The sequence below is a fragment of the Occultella aeris genome (assembly GCF_902703175.1).
Lineage (GTDB): Bacteria > Actinomycetota > Actinomycetes > Actinomycetales > Beutenbergiaceae > Occultella > Occultella aeris.
This window is the reverse complement of the sequence record NZ_CACRYJ010000007.1, coordinates 17,143-37,745: the sequence shown is the minus strand read 5'-3', so window position 1 is coordinate 37,745 and position 20,603 is coordinate 17,143. Positions and strand designations below refer to the sequence as shown.

Sequence of the window (20,603 nt, the reverse complement as noted above, 5' to 3'; positions counted from 1 at the left end):
GGGTGGGCCAGGGGGGTCAGGCGTCCGCGAGGGCCTTGCGGATCCGCTTGTCCGAGACGGTCATCGGCGTGCCGAGCTGCTGCGCGAAGTAACTGACGCGCAGCTCCTCGAGCTGCCACCGGATCTCGGCGAGCCGGGCGGTGCGAACCGGGTCGTGTGCCGCGGCCTGGGTGGTCGACCACCATGCCTCGTGCAGCTCGCCGAGGGTCCAGGCGCGATCGGCGTCCCGGTTCGGGTTCTCGGCTGCCTTCTCCAGGCGGACGACGGCGGCCCGCAGGTAGCGGGGCAGGTGCACCAGGTGCTCGGGTGGCGTGTCGCGCAGGAACCCCGGGTGGACCAGGGCGGCGTGCTGGTCACGGACGTCGGTGAGGACGTTCAGCAGGGCCATCGACGTGGTGGCGCGGATCGTCGCGTCCAGCTCCCGGGACGCGGTCAGGATCCGCACCGTGAGCTCGGCGACGCGCAGCACCTCGTCCTCCAGGGCCGGCTTGATGCGCGTCAGCAGTGCCTCGAACGCGGCCCGGTCGCGCACTCCGGCGAGGTCGGTGCCGGCCACCAGTGCCGAGATCGCGGCGATTTGGAGGTCCGCGACGAGGGCATCGGTGTTCCTGTAGGGGCTCGTCGCCAGCGTCAGCGACTGCGCGCTGGTCCACCGGGAGGTGATGCGGCCGACCGCCAGGGCGGAGCCCAGGTAGAGCAGTCGCAGCACCCCGGCGCGGTGGCTCACCGCCTGGTCGGGGGCGTTCGCGAGCACCCGCAGCGCCACGTCGCCGCGCTCGTCCGCGAGGGCCGGGTAGCCGCGGATCTCCAGTCCGGCCGCGCCAACGGAGGACACGGTGTCCGGGATGCGGCCGCCCGGAAGCTCTGGCCAGCCGGTCAGGCCGGTCTGCTCGGCCAGGCCGGGCGTCAACCCGCGCCCGCCCGGACCGTGCGGGGAGCCGTCGCCGCCGGACCCGCCGGAGCCACCGGAGCCGCCCGCGCCGCTCGCGCGGCGACCACGCGGGGCGCCATGGCCACCGGGCCCACCTGCGCCGTCGGGCACCGCGCCTCGGCCGCGCCCACCCGAGGTGCCGTCGCCGCCGGGCCGGCCCCCGCCGTCGGGCGTTGCGCCCGGATGCAGCGATGCGGCCTGCGCCTCGGTGAGCGCCGTGCGGACCGCACTGCGCACGGCGTCCCGGGACTCCCGGGCGAGCTGGCGCTGCAGGAGCACCAGGTCCTTGCCATCGGCGAGCGTGGCACCGCGGTCCGTCTGCACCCGGAACGTCATCCGCAGGTGCGGGGGCAGCCGGTCGGGCGCCCACGAGTCGTCGTCGATCTCCACCTCGCGCAGCGCGCGGGCGGCCACGGCGAACGCCTCGGCGAACGAGGGCGACCCGGCGGGCGCGGCCTCGGACCAGTCCGGCAGTTGCGCGACGATCTCCCGGGCGACGTCCGGTGCGGGCACGAGCTGGCGGCGCAGCGCCTTCGGCAGCGACCGGATCGTCGCCACCGCGAGCTCGTCCACGAGCCCGGGCACCATCCAGTCGAAACCGTCCGGGCGGACCCGGTTCAGGACCGAGATCGGGATATGCACGGTGACGCCGTCGGCCTCGGCGCCGGGCTCGAACTGGTAGGTGAGAGGGAGGGTGAGGTCGTCCTGGCGCCAGGTGTCCGGGAACGCGTCGGCGTCCAGGCTCTCCGCCTCCGGCACCAGCAGCTGCGTGGTGAAACTCAGCAGGTCCGGGGTCTGGGTGCGGGCATCCTTCCACCAGGCGTCGAAGTGCCGGGCGGTGGTGACGTCGTCGGGGATCCGCTCGTCGTAGAAGTCGAACAGGCCATCCTCGTCGATCACGAGGTCGCGGCGCCGGGACCTGGCCTCCAGCGACTGGGCTTCCTCGAGCAGCCGGTTGTTCTCCGCGAAGAAGGCGTGGTGGGTGCGCCACTCGCCCTCGACGAGCGCGTGCCGTAGGAACAGCTCCCGGGCGAGCGGGCCGTCCACCCGGGCCAGCGGCACGGCGCGCTCGTTCACGATCGGCACCCCGTACAGGAGCACCTTCTCCTTGACCATGGCCGCACCCTGCTTGCTGGACCAGTACGGCTCGGAGTACGTGCGCTTGACGAGGTGCTCGGCCAGCGGCTCGGCCCACTCGGGCTTGATCCGCGCGACCGTGCGCGCGAACAGCCGGGACGTCTCCACGAGCTCGCCGGCCATGATCCAGGCCGGGTTCTTCTTCGCCAGGTGCGAGCCCGGGAAGATCACGAAGCGGGTGCCGCGGGCGCCGGCGTAGTCGCGTCGGCGCTCGTCCCAGGAGCCCACGTGCGAGAGCAGCCCGGACAGCAGGGCCTGGTGCACCCGATCCGGGTCCGTGGCGTCGCCACGGTGGTGGGTCTCCAGGCCGAGCGGCTTGGCCATCTGCCGCAGCTGCGTGTGCACGTCCTGCCACTCGCGCACCCGCAGGAAGTTCAGGTACTCGGAGCGGCACAGCCGCCGGAACGCCGAGGACCCCAGCTCGCCCTGCTGCTCCTTGAGGTAGTCCCAGAGCTTGAGCAGGGACAGGAAGTCCGAGGTGGGGTCGGCGAACCTGCGATGCTTCTCATCGGCCGCCTGCTGGTGCTCGCTGGGCCGTTCACGCACGTCCTGGACCGACAGGCCCGCCACGATGACCATCACCTCGCGCACGCATCCGAGCCGCCCCGCCTCGACGAGCATCCGGCCGAGGCGTGGGTCGATCGGGAGCTGGGCGAGCGCCCGTCCGACCTTCGTGAGCTGGTTGCTCGAGCTGGTGGCGGATTCCGCCTCGATGGCGTTCAGCTCGTGCAGGAGCTGCAGGCCGTCCTTGACGGCGCGCGAGTCGGGGGAGTCGAGGAAGTCGAACCGCGCGACGTCCCCGAGGCCGAGCGCGGTCATCTGCAGGATCACCGACGCCAGCGACGTGCGCAGGATCTCCGGCTCGGTGTACTCGGGACGGCCCTCGTAGTCCCGCTGGGAGTACAGCCGGATGCAGATCCCGTCGGCGACGCGGCCACAGCGGCCCGCGCGCTGGTTCGCGCTGGCCTGGCTGACCGGCTCGATCGGCAGCCGCTGCACCTTGGTGCGGTTGGAGTAGCGCGAGATCCGGGCCGTGCCGGGGTCGATCACGTACCGGATGCCCGGCACCGTCAACGAGGTCTCGGCGACGTTCGTGGCGAGCACGATCCGCCGGGTGGTGTGTCGCTCGAACACGCGGTGCTGCTCCGCGGCGGACAGGCGTGCGTACAGCGGGATGACCTCGACGGCGTTCGCAGCGTGCGCGGATGCGCGCGCCCCGCCCGGCGCGACGTACCGGGGCCCGAGGTGCTCGGCGAGGGCGTCCGCGGCGTCGCGGATCTCCCGCTCGCCGGACAGGAACACCAGGATGTCCCCGCCGCCCTCAGCCATCAGCTCGTCGGCCGCCCGGCAGATCGCCGTGTTCTGGTCGATCGCCTCCTCGTCCGGCAGTGGCGCAGCGTCGTCGTCCAGCGGTCCGTCGAACTCGTCGTCGAGATCGGCGAGGAGGGGACGGTAGCGAATCTCGACCGGATACGTCCGCCCCGACACCTCCACCACGGGCACCGTGTGCTGGGGTTGCGCGAAGTACTCCGCGAAGCGGGCCGAGTCGATCGTGGCGGAGGTGACGATGACCTTCAGGTCCGGGCGCTTGGGCAGCAGCTGGTGCAGGAACCCGAGCAGGAAGTCGATGTTCAGGGTCCGCTCGTGCGCCTCGTCCACGATGATCGTGTCGTAGCGGCGCAGCAGCGGGTCGCGCTGGATCTCGGCGAGCAGGATGCCGTCCGTCATGATCTTGATCAGCGTGGTCTCGGAGACCTGATCGGTGAACCGCACCTGGTAGCCGACCGCACCACCGAGTTCGACGTCCAGCTCCTCCGCGATGCGTTCGGCCACGGTGCGCGCCGCGATCCGGCGGGGCTGGGTGTGCCCGATCGTGCCGGTGATGCCGCGGCCCAGTTCCAGGCAGATCTTCGGGATCTGGGTTGTCTTGCCCGATCCGGTCTCGCCGGCCACGATCACCACCTGGTGGTCGCGGATCGCGTCGGCGATCTCCTCCCGGCGGGCCGAGACCGGCAGTTGTGCCGGGTAGGAGATCGTGGGCAGCGCCGCCCGGCGCTTCGCGAGCAGCTCGGGGCTCGGCGTCCGGAAGCCATTCGTGCGGCCACCGGACGTTCCGTGACCACGGCGAGGGCCGCCGTCGGGCCTTCTGCCGGAACCGCGCCCGCCGCCCGAACCCTTGCCGCCGCCCGGGCGGTGAGCCTCGCCGTAGGAAGCCGGTGCGGTGCGCGTCTGGGCCCCGTCGTCCGTGCCGCCGTCAGTTGGCGTGCCGGGGCCGGTGTTCGCAGGCGTGCTGCCCTGCTCGGCGGGTCGCCCTCCGGGGCGCCTCCGGCGGGGTCGCCGACGGCGGGGCGTACGCCCCGTCTCGTCAGTCGCCTCAGTCACCGCCCCTATTCTCCCCGACTACGCCAGTGCTTTCTCCGCCCTGATGGGAGCGGTAATTTCGCGGTACTCAGGCAGCGCCAGAAGATGGCGCAGCAGAGCGGTTGCCACACCGCGACCCTGATGGCCCGGCTCGGTGGCGACGAGCCCGATCTCGGCGAGCCCGGGCCGGGCACCATCGAAGGCGCGCATGGACCAGCGCCGGATCACCACGTACGCGAGCAGCCCGCGTACGGGGCCGAGGTGTCGGCGGACCCCTGCCGACAAGGTTCGAACAGTGTCTGCTCACCCCTCGGTGAGCGAGGCGAGGCCGGCGGGCTCGCCGTCGACGGGCGCGATGTAGAACCGGTCGAGCAGCAGCATGTGCTCGAACGCGTCCGCCAGGTCGCCGGTGTCGCGGGAGAACGCGACGAAGTCCTGCACGAAACTACGCACGTAGACCTCGGTGATCCGGCGCCGGGACCCCTCGCCGAGCTTGTCTCCACGCTCGATCACGACCATCGTCCAACCATCCCCGCCCACTCCGTCGCGCATCACCGGTACGGGTCGAAACCTATCCAGTGCTGCTCGCGTGGCTGGGGGAGGTGCGCGACCGATGAGCGGTCATCGGGTGACGTCGTAATTCACTCGATCACTATCACGTCGGCCGCCACGATGGACGGATGGACACCCCGACCCCGATCGACCTCGCGAGCTGGCCCCGGCGCCAGCACTTCGAGCACTACCTCCACGCGGTGCCGTGCACCTACTCGATGACGGTCGAGCTCGACGTGACCGAGTTCGTCAGGGCGCTGCGGGACTCTCCCCGGAGGACGTACGTCGCCCAGATCTGGGCGCTCGGCACGATCGTCAACCGGCGTGAGGAGTTCCGGATGTGCCTGGCAGAGTCCGACGCTCCCGCGACCTGGCCGGTGCTGCACCCCTCGTTCACCATCTTCAACACCGAGCGGGAGACGTTCTCCAGCATCTGGGCCCCCTACGATGCGGACTTCGGCACCTTCCATGACGGCGCGGCGGATCTGCTCGACCGGTACCGCGACAGCACCGAGTTCTTCCCGCAGGGCGGGGAACAGCCCAACACCTTCGACGTGTCGAGCCTGCCCTGGGCCTCGTTCACCGGCTTCAACCTGAACATCCGCGACGTCTGGCGCCATCTCGCGCCGATCTTCACGCTCGGGCGCTACCAGGAGGGTGACGGTCGGGTGTTCCTGCCGCTCGCGCTACAGGTCCACCACGCCGCGGCGGACGGCTTCCACGCGGCAAGGTTCGTGAACGAGTTGCAGACCCTGCTCGCGGACCCGTCCTGGGTGAGCGGGGAGTAGTCCCGCGTCGGCGGTCGTATACGCAGCCGCAGTGTCTCCACCAATCGGCTCAATTGCCAGAAGCCTCAAGATTCAGGCGCCACACCCGGGTCCGTGACTCCGAGCCCGACGTCGTCGCGATGACCACCACGCTTCGAGCGGCGCGGGCCGGTCCGGACGTGAACACCTGGTCTGTGCGCGCGCCAGGGGCGAGCGCGTCGATGGATCGGCTTGCCTGCTCGGTGACGACCCTGACGTCGACCGGATCCTGCTCGAGGGACGTGACCTGGACCGTGACGTTGCTCGAACCCTGACCCGAATGCCGCGCCGCGGTCACACTGCAGTGGACCGGTTCAGCGAACGTGTCCGATTCGAGGCTGGTGACCTGTGTGGTCAGGTCGCCCGAGTGATGGACCCTGAGCAGGTGTTGTTCGCTCACCCCTCCCACGAAGTACTTCCGCCCGGTGGGCTCGAGCGTGATCGGGATCGGCACACCCCACGAGATGAGGAGCGAGGTGTCGTTGCGGGTGATCAGCACGCTCTCGGCCGTGGCCGAGAGCGCTTCCCCGCGGCGTGCGGTGGTGCCGTCCGAGAAGGTCAGGACGTCCTCCTCTCGCAGCGTGAGAGGTATCAGCTCCTGCGATGAGCCAGCGCTGGTGACCCGCCGTGTCAGCCCACCGGCGAGGAACGTCATCTCTGTCAGGATCCCTGTCGCTGCTGAGACGAGCTGCTGCGTGAAGGTGCCTTCGTGGCCGGACAACTCGTCTGGCTCGAGCCTGTCGCCGTCCGTGGTTGGACCTTCGTAGTACGTCGCGTCGAGCCTCGACATTGCCGGGTCGAGTCCAGAGTCGCCGAGAGTGGTCCAATGGCCGTCGGCGGTGTCGTTCAACGAATGGATGAACATCCCTGCGGCGGGATGCCACAGGAACCCGGTACCGAGTCGCACCATGGACGGCCCGCCGCTGAGGTCGCCGCGCTCACCGGTCACTGCACCCAGGTAGTACCCGGGTCGACGCACGAAGAGCAGGTTCTGATCGATGGTGCCGAGGAGGTGTCGGGTGAAGGTCTCGAGGCGGTGGTAGGGCAGTGCCGCCAGCAGGGCCTGACGCTCGGAGGTCGTCACATTGTCCGGTGCCAACGGTCCGTGCAGGAAGGACCTCGGGTCCGTGTTGCCCTTGCTCTTCGGGGTGACAGGTCGAACGTCGCTCGTCCAAGCCTGTCGTGCTGCGTCCTTCTCCTCCTTCGAGACGAAGAACGTGCCGACCGCAGGAACCTGCGGGATGAAGTCCCGCGCGAGGCCGCTGGTATCGCCTGCCTCGGACAATGGGTCTGGCCGGGCGGAGCTGGCGATTCGTCCGCAGGCGGAGGCGAAGTAGTAGGCCCCACCGGAGTCCGGTTCGTAGATCAGGGAGAAGGTGAGGAACTCGGCGAAGCGCTCGACCGCGGCGACGATCAGCGGATTCCCGGTGTCGCGATAGAGCAGGGCGAGATCGGGGAACTGGGTGCCGATGCTGTATCTCTGATCGAGTCCGAGCGGCTCGTGGAAATAGCCGGCCGGCGACTGTGCGTGCTCGACGAAGAGCGAGATTCCGGTGTCGAGGTCACCCGCCAGTTCGGGTGCGGGGATCGTGCGGGCGGCATCCGCGACGGCTGCCAGCGCACCGGCGATCTGGTTCGCGTAGCGGATCGGGAGGCTCCAGTGGGGACGATCCAGGTCCATGAGCCACTGCGCGGCTGGTACGGCGGCCGACTCGATCTCCTCCTGGCGCGCGGGTAGGAGGTCCTCGAGGCGGAGATTTCGCAGGGTTGCCAGCAGAGCAGAGAGTCCGAATCCCGTGGTCGCCAGGCTCTCCTCCTGATAGGTCACCGGCCAAGCGCCACTGGATCCCTGCAGGGATAGGTAGTACCCGATCGCCGCGTCGAGGCGTTGCTCAAGGGCACCGTCGAGGTAGTAGGGGTTCCACTGGCGGTCGTTGCACAGGAACCAGGAGAGCGTGGCGACGTGTTCCATGATCCGGGAGTTGCGCGGATCGTTCGGTGTGCGCCACCAGCCGTCCGCCATCCAGCCGAATAGATCCGAGTCGTCGTCGACGACGCTGTTTGCGAGCGGAGCGACTATCCCAACGAATTCTCCGAAGACCTGCTCATGGGGAGCGAACAATTCGCGATCGGGTAGCCCGGCAGACAACGGGTCGACGAGTGGGAGGACCAGGCCCGGCGACTCGGCACGGGCCGGCATGCCTAGCAGGACGGAACCCGCACCGAATCCGCCCAGACCCAGTGCCCCCGTGGCAAGAAGCATTGTGCGCCTCGTCAAAGCAGGCGTCTCGCCCAGGCGCCCTTCCGGAACCACGGATCCTGGGTGCATCGACATGCCCGGCGCTTGGGGGCGGACCGACTTCGGTATGTCCTGGGTCGTCATCGACTCTCTCCATCTGACTCGGGATGCGGGCAAAACCGCCTGATGCAACGTCGCATCATGAAAGCAAGCCTATTTGTGTCGTCCTTGTGCTGTCAACGGGCCCGACGCTCCGGGCCACGTGATGGCGCTGCCTTTCGATCCGGCTCCCGGGACCTAGACGAACCCGATCGCGGCTCGCAACTGCGGCCTCAGCGCGAACATCGCCTCCTCGGACGGGCGCGGCACGGCGGGGTGGCCGCCGGTGATCAGCCGGGCCAGCCCGCGGGCCCGGACGGCCAGCCGCGGGGTACCGCGCCGGCGGACCAGGACCCAGTCCGCGGAGTCGGCCAGCGCGTCGTCGGGAAGTACCACCAGCAGCGCGTCGAGCCGGGTCCGCCACGACCGCGCGACCTTTGCCCGGCGCTCCAGGGAGGCCATCGGGTGTTCACCGGTGGGCAGGCCCGTGCTGACCAGGTCGCCGCGGTGCACCGTCACAGGGGCGCCCCAATCCTCGGACTGGATCGCCCACAGCCCGGTCGGCCCGAGCACGACGTGATCGATCTTCGCGGGGTCCGTGGCCGGGGCGTCGGCGTCGCGGGCCCAGCCGCCGCTGCCGGCGCCGGTGGCCACGTCGTTCCAGACGGTGAAGGCGGAACTGAGATCCCCGAGGGTGCGCGCAGTGCGCTCCTCGGCGAGCGCGTCGGCGAGCGCATGCTGGATCTCGCGGGGCGCCCGGGCTACCAGGTCGGGGGCGTACGGGTCGTCGATCGCGACGCCGCGCCCCACCCATTCCCGCAGCAGGGTGAGGTAGCGCTCGCGGGACCAGCCGCCGGGATGACCGTAGGCACGCGCCCGCGACGGCACGTTCGTGCTGCCCCGGCTCGAGCCGGCCGTCCAGACGGGTCCGCCACCGCCGTAGACACCGCCGGTGCCGGACGGGCCACCGGCGCCGGCGGTACCGCCGGCGTGCGACCAGCCGCCGGCCCGCGGCCCGGTGCCGGAGGGCCGGGAGGAGGCGGGTCCCGACGGTTGCGATCCGTTCGATCCCGGTCCACGAGCCGGGGCGCCAGTCGGCGGGTTCGCGCGGTCGTACCGCGCCCGGTGCGCGGGCGTGCCGATCTGGTCCCACGCCGTCTGCACCTCGTGGAACAGTTCCGGGTCCCCGCCGACATCCGGGTGGGACTCGCGCAACCGTCGCCGGTAGGCGCGTCGCAGTTCCTCGGTGGACGCACCGGCGTCAACACCGAGCACCTCGTAGGGCGTGGCCCCGAGGGAGCGTTCGGTCATCAGGGCCTTCGGCGGGTGGGTAGTTGCTGCGGTCAAGACTAGCTCGCGCCGCTGGGAGTGCCCTGGGAGTCGCGTGTGCGAACCTGAACCGCGTGAACTGGCAGCAGGTGGATCGAGCGGCACTGCTCGCGCACAGCGGGAACGACCCTTACGTCCGGTGGGCAACCCCCGCGGGCGTGATCGCCGCGGCCGGCGAGCACGGCTGGGCGTGCGTGGCGCCCTGGCGCCCGAGCGGGCACTGGGGCGGCGCCGCCATCGTCGCGCCCGACGCACCCGCCGACGTGGAGTCCGAGGCGCTCGAGTTCCTCGCGGCGGCCGCGCGCGAACGCGAGGTGGAGGTCGAGTGGTTCTCGACGGCGGCCGGTCGCGAACTGCAGGCGCTGTCGCCGCTGACCGTGGCGGGGTCGGGCCGCTGGGACTTCCTATGGACCGAGGTGCCGCCAGTCGAGCAGGCGAGCGCCGCCGTCGACCTCGTAGAACTCGACGACAGCGCGGACGCGGCCCGGATCGAGGTTTTCGCTCGCTCGCACAACCCCGGGTTCGAGGGCTTCCCGGGCCGGGGCTTCGCCACCCTGTGGCTCGGGGTCGCCGACGACCAGGGCGACCTGATCGCGGTCGGCTCCCTCCACGAACTCGCCTCCGGCGCACCGCACCTTGCCGGCATCGTCGTCCACACCGAGCACCGTGGCCGCGGCCTCGGACGGGCGCTCACCGCCGCGCTGACCCGCCGCGCGATCGAGGCCGTCGGCGTCTCAACCCTGGGCGTCTACAGCGACAACGCCGTGGCCCTGGCCGTCTACGCCAGGCTCGGGTACCGCACCGGGCACCGCTTCGAGACGCGCTCGCTCGTGATGCCCGAGCGACTGGCGTAGGAGCCGACCGGGCTCGCGGATGTGCGTCATGGTCGGCGTGCTGCACCGACCCGGTGCAGCACGAGGGAGGTGAGAGGGCCGATGACCTCGCCCCACGACCTCGGCCTGCCGGGACGACTGCCAGCGTCAGAAGGTCGGTTCGTCGGGGAACGTGGGGGGTGGCCCGGTGGAGTCGGGGTCCCGTGCTCGGGTCGGGCTGGGGCTGTCGCGGTGGGCGCGTTCGCGGATCGCGGTCCGGATGTCGTGGAGGGTGTCGGCTCCGTCGGATCGGTCGGGTAGGTAGCCGGCCCGGTAGGACACGCGCTGGTGGTGGCGTTCCCAGGGTGGGAGTTCGTCGAGGAGGCTCTCGAGGGCTCGGGCGACCTCTGTCGCGGTGAGCCCGGGGATGGGTTTGTCGGGCTCGCGGCGGTAGTTGTGTCCGGTCGCGGTCGAGGTCCAGACGGAGGTACCGGTCTTGGGCTCGCGGTGCACGGTCCACAGTCCGCGGGTTTTGAGCTGGTGATGGTGTTTGCAGCGAATGCTGAGGTTGAGGTCGGTGGTCTGGGCCCAGGCGGGCAGGGTTGGGTCGAAGGCGATGATGTGATCGATCTCGCCGCGCCATGAGGGCATCGCGCAGCTGGGGAACTGGCAGGTCCGGTCTCGTTCGAGGATGAGCCGGCGCAGTTCGGCTGAGGGTGCGTAGGAGTCTGCGGCGATGATGCCGAGTTCCTCGCGTAGGAGGGTGACGGGGCTACGGCCGTCGGGCGGTTGCGCGCTGACCCAGCGCATCAGGTCGAGCGGATTGGCCAGGTCCAGGCCCTCGGCCGCACCCGGGTGCAGGACCGGTTCGCGCGCGGGTGCCGCGTCGGTGCGCAAGGGCATGCCAGCCTCGGACGGCGGGTCGGGCCGGTGGCCGGTCAGGTCGTGTGCCTCGGGTGCAGGGTCGGTTTGCGTTCGGGCGGGTGGGGGCACGGTCTCCGATCGTCGCTCGACGTCGGCCGGCGCCGTCTGTGCGGGACCACTGCCGCTGCCCTCGCTGCTGTCGGTGCTGTCCGTGCTGTCGGTGCTGTCGGAGGGATCGGGGGTCCCACTGCTGTCGACGTGGTCGGTGCCGTCGGTGGGCTCGGTGGCGCCGGTTGGGTCGTCGTCGCGGGGCTCGCCATTGCCACCGGGCTTGCCGTCGCCGTGCCCGGTGTCGTGGTCGGGTTCGTCGTGGTTGGCCGGCTTGGCGTGAGGTAGGTGCCCGGTCGCTGGTGACATCCGTTGTGGGTCGGCGCCGCCGGTGTAGTCGCCGGTGTCGGGGTCGACGGTGACAGTGCTGGAGGTGGCTTGGGAGGCGATGGCGCGGGCCATCGAGGCCGGGATCGGGCCGTAGCCCTCGAGATGGGCGGCGTTGTCGTCGTCGCCGTCGAGGGTCGATTGCGCGACGGTGATGAACAGGTGTGGCCGGGCGCCCTGGCGGGTCGGTAGGGCGTTGCCGTCCGGGGTGTGGCCGGTGGCCAGGACCTCGCGGGCAAGGTCGGTCAGGGCGTCGGCGCGCCGGGCGCCGATCGCGCGGTCGTCGCCGGTGGTCGGGGTGCCGGCGATCTGGTCGAGGGCCGTGAAGATCGTGATCGCGTCGTCGGCGGGTAGGTACGCGCTGAGCCAGGCCATGCCGTCGGCGTCGGCCTTGACGAGGACCTGGCGGTCCTTGCGGGCCTTGGTGTGACGTTGGTCGGCCTGCGGTCCGTCGATCTCGATCACGGCCCGCTTGGCGCGGGTCTCGATCTGGCGCCAGGTCAGGTGGCCGGCGCCGGGCAGCACGGCCCGGTGCACTCCGCGGGCCCGGAGGTGGTCCAGGGTGATGGTGGCATCGATCAGGACGTCCGCGCGACGGGAGTCGATGCTCCCGGTCGCGAGGGCGTCGAAGACCTCGGGGGCATGTTCGAGGTTCTGGGCGCGGGCGACCATGGCCTGCGCGGCGGTGTTGGTGACCGCCAGGCGTGCCGAGACCTCGACGCCGAGCTCGTTGCGTTCGAGGTGGTGCATGGCCCGGCGTTGGGCGAGTTCGTTGATCGCGGCGGCCTGGCGGGCGGTGGCCCAGGACTTCATCCGCTCGCTCGCCGCGATGACCTCGATCAACTCCTCATCGAGCAGATCGTCGGTCCCGAGCTCATCCAGCAGGGCCGCGAGCTGCGCCCCGGCGGGCGTGATCTCCAGGGTGTGGGCCTCCTCGGACCACTGATACGGCATCGGCGCCGGCCCGATGAACTGGCCACCGATCAGCTTCGGGTCGCCCGGAATCTGCCACGGCTCGAGCTCCAGCACCGAACCCCGCCGCCGGTTACGCCTTCGGACCGGGAACGGCGCCATCCCGAAGAACGGCACGTCCGGGTCGGGGAGTGAATGCATCCCCGCACCCTGCGCACCCTCACCGGTCATAAAACAAACGTACGACAGACCACCGACATCCACTGCAGGGCCAACCCAACTGTGGATAACCGGAGACAGCCGTACGCGGCCCGGCTCACCAGGCGTCGAGGTGCCGGTGGTGCGCCCCCTCGGGCGGGGTGTAGTCGGCGTGCGGGCCGGGCGAGAGATAGGTGCGGGCGAACTTCAGCGACGCGGCGACGTCCTCGTAGCGCTCCGCGGCCGAGTTCGCACGGCGGGTCGAGATCTCCACGCAGACGTCCCCCGACCAGCCGCTGCTGACCAGGTCCGAGAGCAGCTCCCGGGCCGGCTGGGTGCCCCGCCCGGGCACCAGATGCTCGTCCATCATCGAGGCGGTGCCGTCGGCAAGGTGGATGTGCCGCAGCCGCGGGCCGAACTGCCTGGCAAGGGCGCGGCTGTCCTGGCGGGCGACTGCGGCGTGGGACAGGTCAAGGGTGACGTGGTCGTAATCGTGCTCGGTTGGGTCCCAGCCCGGCAGGTAGGCGCGCACCATCTCGCGCTTGCGGCTGCGCCAGGGGTACATGTTCTCGACCGCGACGACCACCCCGGTCGCCTCGGACAGCGCCCTGACGTGCTCGACGAACCCACGGGAGTAGCGGCGCTGCCACCGGAACGGCGGGTGCACCACCACGACCTCCGCGCCGACCTCGAGGGCGAGATCGACGGAGCGCTCGAGCTTCGGACCCGGCAGCCGGCCCCAGATGCCCTGGCTGAGCACGAGCGACGGTGCGTGGATGCTCGTCACGGGTTGCCCGTGATCGGCCGCGAGCCGGTTCAGGGCCTTCGCGTCCTTGGTGGTCGTGTCGGGCAGCACCATGATCTCGAGACCGTCGTACCCGAGCTCGGCCGCGATCTCGAACGCGAACGGCGCCTTGCGTGGGTAGACGCTGATGTTGGAGAGGGTGACGCGGATCCGCTGTCCCTTCGCGCCTCCGGCACCCGCCGGCTCGGTCACGGTCGCCTCGCCCATGGGCAGCAGCGTAGGCCTTGCGGCTGGGCGTCGCCTGAGATGCACCTGGCTCAGCCCGGCGGCGCCCACGCCTCGGCAGCGCCGAGCCGGCGCCGCGCAGCCTCGCCGCCGATCCGTTCGATCTCCGCGCGCGGCCCGGCCACCACGAGCAGGCTGCGTGCCCGCGACAGGCCCGTGTAGAGCATCGAGCGGGCCCGCTCGGAGTCCCGGAAGCCGTTCGCCGCCAGGACCACGACCGGTCGCTCGAGACCCTTGAAGTTGAGCACGTGGCCGTAGAAGACGTCGGTCCCGTCGAAGAAATCGTCCCAGTAGGCGTCATGCCCGACGGCGGCGATCCGGTTCACCTGTTCCGGATGCCTTGTCCTGGTGGTCAGTAGGGCGACGTCGCCCGGGTCCCAGCCCTCCTCGAGGAGGGCTTCGACCGCGTCGTCCGCGGCGTCGACGGCGTCCTCGGCAGGCACGTCGATGAGCCGCACCGGGTCGCCCGCGCCGCCGCGTGGGGTGATCCGCCGATCGCTGACGGAGCCGCTCAGCTGCGCGATCGGCTTCGTCGAGCGCAGGTTCTCGTCCAGCTCGAACGGGGGCAGATCGATGGGGGAAGCGCCGTCGCGGCCGAACACGCGCTGCCCGGCGTCTCCGAACAGGAACAGCCCGCCTCGCGCCGGGTCCTTGAGACATCGAAGCAGCGAGGTCCACCAGAGGTCCCCGAAGTCCTGGGCCTCGTCCACGACCACGGAGTCGAAGAGTTCCGACGGCGGCTGCCCGGTCGCGAGGTCGGCGAGCGCGAGCGGTAGGCGCCGCTCCCAGTAGTCGGCGTCGTCGTCGGTGCCGGTCTCGGCGCCCCAGCCCAGCGGCAGGTCGTGGAACAGCCCCACGTAGGCAGGGCGCTGGCCGCGCGGCCAGGTGTCCGTGACACGCTGGAGATAGCGGCCGAGCCCGCGCGAGTAACACAGCAGGGCGACGCGCTCGCCCGCCCGCGCACGCCGTCGGGCCTGTTCCAGAGCGAGCCACGTCTTGCCGCACCCGGCCCCACCCACCACCTGGAAGCGCTGGTGCCCGGCGACGATACGCAGGATGCCGACCTGCTCCTGGGTGAGCAGGTCCAGCCGGTCGAGCTCGGCGCGCGCCTGGCCGAGAACGTCGACCTGGGCGCCCAACTGCCCGGTGAGCACGTCGTAGAGGTCCTGGGCGTCCGCCTCGTCGAGGCCCCGCACGCCCTGCCCGTGGGTGACGATCGCGCGGTGGACCCGCGCAGCAACCCCGGCGACGTCGCCGGCGTCGATGATCATCGACCGCGGGCAGTCGCTGGTCTCGAAGTCTGGCGCGAACCGGGTGTGCGGGAACGCGACCAGATGCGCGGTCAGCGCCTGCCCGGCGCCGACCCCGCGCCGGCGCAGCTTCTCCTGCAGCACGTGTCGGGCGTCCTGCACCTGGCGCACCGGGTTCATCCGGTGGGAGTCGGTGGGCGAGCCCTGGTGCCAGCCCTGCTCGTTGTGCCAGACGGTGCCGCCCTTGACCTCGATCGCGGCGATGCCGACGCCCGGCCAGAGCACCAGCAGGTCGATCTCCCGCTCGGTGCTGTCCTCGAGCAGGTTCACCGAGTGCAACAGCGTCGCGTCCTCGGGCAACTGCTCCGCGAGCGCCCGCCAGAGCACCTCCTCGGCCGTGTTCCGCCCGAAGTCCGGCTTCACGGGCCACAGGATCGCCATGGTTCAGTTCTAGCGCCAGACCGACGGTGCCGCTGGCGGAACCGTGGGACGTCCTTGAGGTAGGAATGGACCATGACCGACGACATCCAGGCCCGCCTCGCCGCGATCGAGCGCCACATCGACGTGCTCTACAACCAGGCCGGCCTGCAGGCGCCCTACTCCCTGCAGGGCTGGGGCGCGGGCGGCGGACTCTCCCCGCGCGTGGCCGAGTTGTTGGCCCGCGGCAAGAAGATCGAGGCCATCAAGGTCTACCGCGAGGAGACCGGTGTGGGCCTGAAGGAGGCGAAGGACGCCGTCGAGCGCTTCGAACGCTGACGCGCCTCAGCGGCGGTGATGTCCGAATACCGCTAGACGGCGTCGGGCGCGTCGGTCAGGCTCGAGGGATGGGTTTGGGTACGCCGTCCGTCGGAAGTCACGATCCGGCCTTCGCCGAGCGCTACCGTGCGATCGCCGCCCGCGACGCCCGATTCGACGGCCTCTTCATCACGGCCGTGAGCAGTACCGGGATCTACTGTCGCCCTTCATGCCCCGCCCGCACGCCGAAGCCTGAGAACGTCACGTTCTACCTCACGTCGGCGGCCGCGCAGGAGGCTGGATACCGCGCCTGCCGACGATGCCTACCGGAGGCGGCGCCGGGCACGCCTGAATGGAATCTGCGCGGCGACCTGGTCGGCCGGTCCATGCGATTGGTGGCGGACGGCGTCGTCGACCGGGAAGGTGTCGGCGGGCTCGCGTCGCGTCTGGGCTACAGCAGCCGGCAGGTCCAGCGGCTCCTCGTTGCCGAGCTGGGCGCCGGTCCCCTCGCCCTCGCCCGCGCCCAGCGTGCCCAGAGTGCTCGTGCGCTGCTCACCGGCACGGATCTGCGCCTCTCGGACGTTGCGTTCGCCGCGGGCTTCGGCAGCGTCCGCCAGTTCAACGACACGATCAACGAGGTGTTCGGCACCAGGCCGCGAGACCTTCGGCTCCGAGGCAGGCGTGCGATCGGAGACCGTGGTGGCACACCGGTCGGCACGGCGATCCGGCTCTCGCTCACCCTGCCCGTGCGCGCCCCCTTCGACGCCGCGGGCATCGTCGGATTCCTCGCGTCCCGAGCGATCGCGGGTGTCGAGGTCGCCCGCCTCGACGGGCCGGATCTGGTGTACGCCCGAACGCTCGAGCTCCCTCATGGTCCGGGGGCCGTCCAGGTCACCTGCACTCCGACCGGGACGGGCGGGTGGCAAGTGGATCTTGTGCTGGAGCTCGCCGCGTTGTCCGATGTTGCGGTCGCCGTCGCGCGGGTTCGACGACTCTTCGACCTTGACGCAGACCCGACCGCAGTTGACGCGGCCCTCGTGGCGGACCGCGGACTCGCAACGTCCGTGTCCGCGACCCCAGGCATCCGGGTACCCGGCGCGGTGGAGCCGCATGAGATCGTGCTTCGCGCCGTCGTCGGCCAACGGACGTCCATCGTCGCGGCGCGGGCGCACCTCGCCCGGCTGGCCTCGATCGGTGACCCCTATCGTTCCTCGATCCCGGGGCTGACCCGGTTGTTTCCCACGAGCCAGCAGGTCGCCGCGCACGCCCCGCCGGCTCGGAACCTGGGTCCTCGGAAGCGGCAGGCGGTCCTTGAGTCCGCCCGCGGCCTCGCCGACGGTGACCTGGTCGTCGACGTCGGCCAGGATCCTGTCGAGCTGCGCCGGACGCTCGAAGCACGCGACGGGATCCTGCGAGCGACAGCGTCGTACGTCGCGATGAGAGTGCTCGGCGATACGGACGCCTGGCTCGACGGCGACGGCGCCCTGCTGGCCGGGGCAACGACTCTGGGGCTGTGCAGTGGCGACTCCCGTACCCGACGATCGCGCGACCTCACAGTGCGCGCACTCGCCTGGTCGCCGTGGCGCTCGTACGCACAGATGCATCTCTGGGGTGCCGCCGCCGGAGCCACTGGCGGAACGCGGGAAGCAGCGGGCTGAGGATCGCAACGATGCTGCCGCGGCCGGAACGTCGGTCCGCGGCCGTAGGTCGGCCGGGGCTCCCGGGTCCCGACGACCGGCCATCACGTCGCATACCCGCCAGTAATCCGGGACCTGCATTCCTACGATTTTCGTATGACCACGGAGCGCCTGTCCACCGCAGCCACGCCGCCTCGAATCCGCCGGCACGTCGTCTTGTTCATGGCACTCTCGGCCGCACTCGGGACGTCGACCATCTATCCGATGCAGCCGGCGGTGGCCGATGTGGCCGAGTCGTTGGGGACCGCGATCAGCACGGTCGGGGTCGCCCTCGCATGCGGACCCGTCGGGTACCTGCTCGGCCTCGCGCTGCTGGTCCCGCTCGTCGACCGGTTTCCCACCGGACGTGTGCTGGCGCTCCAGTTCGGCGTTCTCGGCTCGGCGCTCGCAGTCAGCGCCGCCGTGGAGAACGTCACCATGCTCGGCCTTGTGATCGGCGTGGTCGGCGCCTGTTCGGCGGTGGGAGCCGGACTCAGCGCGGTCGCGGGGAGGCTCGCCCGTCCGCAACGACGGGCCACGACGTTGGGGGTCGTCACCGCTGGCATCTCGGTCGGGATCCTCGCGGGAAGGATCGTCGGAGGCTGGCTCACCGATGAGATCGGCTGGCGGGCGATGCTCCTCGTCTTCGCCGCTTGCTGCGGACTCGTCGCCGTCTGCTGCCTCGTGATGCTGCCGTCCGCACCCGGCGCATCAACCGGCTCGACACTCTCCGTCTTGCGCTCCTATCCCGGCCTGTTCCGCCGGCATCTCACGCTCCGCCTCGCCGCCCTTCGTGGCGCTTTGTGGTTCTTCGCGTTCTGCGCGGTGTGGGCAGGGCTGGCCGTGGCCCTCGCACAACCTCCCCACTCGTACTCCGCCGAGCAGATCGGCCTCTTCGGCCTGGCGGGTCTGTCAGGTGTGCTGGCCACCCCGTTCGCGGGCGCGTGGACCGACCGCGTCGGCGCCCGCCGCGTGATCCTCCCCGGACTCGTCCTGGCCGGGGTCGCCGCCTGTGTCGTGGGCTTCAACCTCGGGAACACTGCGGCCATGCTGATCTGCCTGGCGCTGTTCGACGCGGGACTCTTCGCTGCTCAGGTCGCCAACCAGAGCACGGTCCTCGCGGTAGATCCGGCGGCACCGGCGCGCTTCAACAGCGCGTACATGCTGGTCTATTTCGTGGGCGGCAGCCTCGGGACCGCTTTTGGCGCGGCCGCGGTCGACTGGTTCGGCTGGTCGGCCACCGCACTCGCAGGCACCGCCGCCATCGCACTCGCTCTGGTCATCACCGTGTCGAACCGGGACGTGCGCGGCCCACTCGGGACCAACGACGTGGGGGTGCCGCCGAGTCCCGCTTCGATCAGGTCGTGACCCGACCGGCCAGGATGGCTGCGATCGTGGATCGGCTCCCAGCAGGCGGGGACGGTGAGGCGCAATCCGAGGGCGGCGACGGCGAGGTGTGTGTCCTCAGAGCAGGCCCGCGCCCCCGGCGACCGCGAGAGCTTCCGCACGGCTGGACACACCCAGCTTCTGGTAGGCCGCACGAAGGTGCGTCTTCACCGTGTTGAGCGAGAGGTAGACGGCGTCGGCGAGCTCCTTCTGGGACTGGAAGGACGCCAGCCCACGCAGCATCAGCAACTCCTGGTTGGTCAGGCGCACGACCGCGACCTCGGCCGGGAACATCGGCCGCTCCAGCGGGTACCGCTCGGCAGCGCGGGCCGCCGGTCCCACCAGCGTGTGCAGCGCCTCGCGATCGGGCTCGGCCAGGCCGGCCAGCGGTATGCGCGCTCCCGTCGACCGCGCGGCCTCCTGCACCAGTACGAACGCCTCGCGCGCCCTGTGGGTCCTGCCGCTGCGCATGGCCGCGGCAGCCTGCACCACGAGTCCCTCCAGCCGGACGCGTGAGGTCTGCGTGACGTCGGCGACTTCGGCGGCGAGCCGAACTGCCTCGTCGGGCAGCCCCGCGAGCAGTTCGAGGCGGGCACGCGCGACCGTCAGGATCGGGTGCGGCGCCGTGCGGTTGAGCAGGGCCAGGGCCTGATCGCCTCGGCCGACGGAGAGCAGCAGATCGACTTCGGCCGCCGCGAGCAGTGGCCCCATGGTGCTCACCGGGCCGAGCCGGTTAGCGTAGCGATCGGTATCGCGGTGCAGCCAGGACAACGCTCGGAACCGGTCGCCCCAGACCAGACCGTGGCGTGCCTGCAGGAAGGTGATCACCGGCCCCCAGCTCTGCTCGACGTTGACGCCCTGCTCCAGCCGGGACAGTGCCTCTTCCGCACCGTCCTGGTCCAGCGTCTCGATCGCGATCAGTGCCCGGGCGAGGTCGCCGGTGAACAGCACCCGCTCCGCGTGTGGAGAGGCGACCGACGGGATCGCGTCGTGACGGGCCAGCCACCGATGTGCGATGTCGATGTCGCCGCTGATCGCGTGGAACAGCGCGAGGTTCCCGGCGGCACCCTTGGCAACGTACTCGGAGCGGCCGTAGGGGGCCCGCTCGTGTGCACTCTGCAGCAGCGGAAGGGCGCCGGGGACATCGGAGGCGAGGGCGCGGGTGATGCCCGCCTGCAGCAGCGCGAGCGGCTGGCGCACTCGTCGCGCCGCAGGGACCGTCGTCTCGACGAGGTGACTGAGTGTCTCCACCCGACGCGCGTGCTCGAGCGCCTCGGCGTATCGGCCACCCATCCGCGCGGCAACCATGTGGGCGCAGGCGAGCGCGAGGTCGTTCAACGACTGGTGGCGGACGTCCGGGTTCATCAGCGAATCAGCGAACTCCATCGCGGGAGTCGGCGCCTGCGCCGGCACCACGTGCTGCTGCTCGATGCTGGTGGAAAGCCAGATCTCACGAACCGCCGCGACGCCGCCTGCCGTACGCAACGACTCGATGGGCAGCAGCTGGAAGGCGGCGTCGAGATCTGCGGGGAACTCCTCGATCAGCATTCCCCAGGTGGTGCTGATGACCCGTGCAGCCTCGGACCACCGCTCCGCGGCGAGCGCGGACCGGAGCACGGTGACAGGATTCCCTGCGCGCAGCGCGGTCTGCGGTGCAGCAGACGGCGGCGCTGCGCTCAGGGGTTGGGCGGGTGGATCGTACAAAGACATGCTGCCCCCTAGGCAAGCCCGTGCGGTCGATCGTTGGTCGGCGCGCGGCTCAAGTGGCCGTACGCGGCGTCGAATCGAGTGCCCCGGGTACGACGCCAGTCGCGCTCCGTGCTCCGTGACTGAGGTTAGGGCATACACCGA

Annotated in this window: 14 protein-coding genes; 5 read left to right on the top strand and 9 right to left on the bottom strand. The window is 70.9% G+C overall.

The features are described 5' to 3' along the window. Positions 1–16: 16 nt before the first annotated feature. From hrpA to HALOF300_RS26850, 3 genes are read right to left on the bottom strand one after another with little or no spacing between them, the layout of a single operon-like run. A complete protein-coding gene (hrpA, locus tag HALOF300_RS02650) occupies positions 17–4,450 on the bottom strand; it encodes an ATP-dependent RNA helicase HrpA (RefSeq protein ID WP_156739105.1) in 4,434 nt (1,477 codons plus the stop codon). An 18-nt stretch (positions 4,451–4,468) separates the two neighbouring features. Then, on the bottom strand, positions 4,469–4,714 hold the full coding sequence (locus tag HALOF300_RS26855) for a GNAT family N-acetyltransferase (RefSeq protein ID WP_197522250.1): 246 nt from the start codon (positions 4,712–4,714) through the stop codon (positions 4,469–4,471). A gap of 18 nt (positions 4,715–4,732) precedes the next feature. Then, positions 4,733–4,942: a hypothetical protein gene (locus tag HALOF300_RS26850; RefSeq protein WP_197522249.1), complete on the bottom strand. Its 210-nt coding sequence runs from the start codon at positions 4,940–4,942 to the stop codon at positions 4,733–4,735. 167 nt (positions 4,943–5,109) lie between these two features. Here HALOF300_RS26850 and catA point away from each other — a divergent pair, with 167 nt between their 5' ends. Continuing rightward, a complete protein-coding gene (catA, locus tag HALOF300_RS02640; RefSeq protein WP_156739104.1) occupies positions 5,110–5,769 on the top strand; it encodes a type A chloramphenicol O-acetyltransferase in 660 nt (219 codons plus the stop codon). 49 nt (positions 5,770–5,818) lie between these two features. On the opposite strand, the gene HALOF300_RS02635 is transcribed toward catA, so the two are convergent. Then, complete coding sequence (locus HALOF300_RS02635; protein ID WP_156739103.1) at positions 5,819–8,050, bottom strand: hypothetical protein; 2,232 nt, start codon at positions 8,048–8,050, stop codon at positions 5,819–5,821. Positions 8,051–8,323: 273 nt separating this feature from the next. Continuing rightward, positions 8,324–9,436 (bottom strand): DnaJ domain-containing protein, encoded by a 1,113-nt coding sequence (locus tag HALOF300_RS02630; protein WP_231954978.1) that lies wholly within the window; start codon positions 9,434–9,436, stop codon positions 8,324–8,326. Positions 9,437–9,528: 92 nt separating this feature from the next. Here HALOF300_RS02630 and HALOF300_RS02620 point away from each other — a divergent pair, with 92 nt between their 5' ends. Continuing rightward, a complete protein-coding gene (locus tag HALOF300_RS02620) occupies positions 9,529–10,308 on the top strand; it encodes a GNAT family N-acetyltransferase (RefSeq protein WP_197522248.1) in 780 nt (259 codons plus the stop codon). Between the two features lie 126 nt (positions 10,309–10,434). Here the strand turns inward: HALOF300_RS02620 and HALOF300_RS02615 are convergent, their stop codons facing one another. From HALOF300_RS02615 to HALOF300_RS02605, 3 genes are all read right to left on the bottom strand, one after another. Continuing rightward, on the bottom strand, positions 10,435–12,678 hold the full coding sequence (locus HALOF300_RS02615) for an HNH endonuclease signature motif containing protein (RefSeq protein ID WP_197522247.1): 2,244 nt from the start codon (positions 12,676–12,678) through the stop codon (positions 10,435–10,437). Between the two features lie 115 nt (positions 12,679–12,793). After that, on the bottom strand, positions 12,794–13,687 hold the full coding sequence (locus HALOF300_RS02610; RefSeq protein WP_156739100.1) for a sugar phosphate isomerase/epimerase family protein: 894 nt from the start codon (positions 13,685–13,687) through the stop codon (positions 12,794–12,796). A gap of 50 nt (positions 13,688–13,737) precedes the next feature. Continuing rightward, positions 13,738–15,396, bottom strand: coding sequence for a nuclease-related domain-containing DEAD/DEAH box helicase (locus HALOF300_RS02605; RefSeq protein WP_156739099.1), 1,659 nt, complete (start codon positions 15,394–15,396; stop codon positions 13,738–13,740). A gap of 72 nt (positions 15,397–15,468) precedes the next feature. Between HALOF300_RS02605 and HALOF300_RS02600 the strand changes: the two genes are divergently transcribed. The 3 genes from HALOF300_RS02600 to HALOF300_RS02590 all read left to right on the top strand — a co-directional run bounded on the left by HALOF300_RS02600 (position 15,469) and on the right by HALOF300_RS02590 (position 18,734). Continuing rightward, positions 15,469–15,711, top strand: coding sequence for a ribosomal protein L7/L12 (locus HALOF300_RS02600; RefSeq protein WP_156739098.1), 243 nt, complete (start codon positions 15,469–15,471; stop codon positions 15,709–15,711). Positions 15,712–15,779: 68 nt separating this feature from the next. Continuing rightward, positions 15,780–17,348: a bifunctional transcriptional activator/DNA repair enzyme AdaA gene (locus tag HALOF300_RS02595; protein WP_156739097.1), complete on the top strand. Its 1,569-nt coding sequence runs from the start codon at positions 15,780–15,782 to the stop codon at positions 17,346–17,348. 135 nt (positions 17,349–17,483) lie between these two features. Next, positions 17,484–18,734 carry an MFS transporter gene (locus HALOF300_RS02590; protein WP_197522246.1) on the top strand — a complete coding sequence of 417 codons (1,251 nt, stop codon included), beginning with the start codon at positions 17,484–17,486 and terminating at the stop codon, positions 18,732–18,734. A gap of 96 nt (positions 18,735–18,830) precedes the next feature. Here the strand turns inward: HALOF300_RS02590 and HALOF300_RS02585 are convergent, their stop codons facing one another. Further along, positions 18,831–20,462: a helix-turn-helix transcriptional regulator gene (locus HALOF300_RS02585; protein ID WP_197522245.1), complete on the bottom strand. Its 1,632-nt coding sequence runs from the start codon at positions 20,460–20,462 to the stop codon at positions 18,831–18,833. Positions 20,463–20,603: the final 141 nt, after the last annotated feature.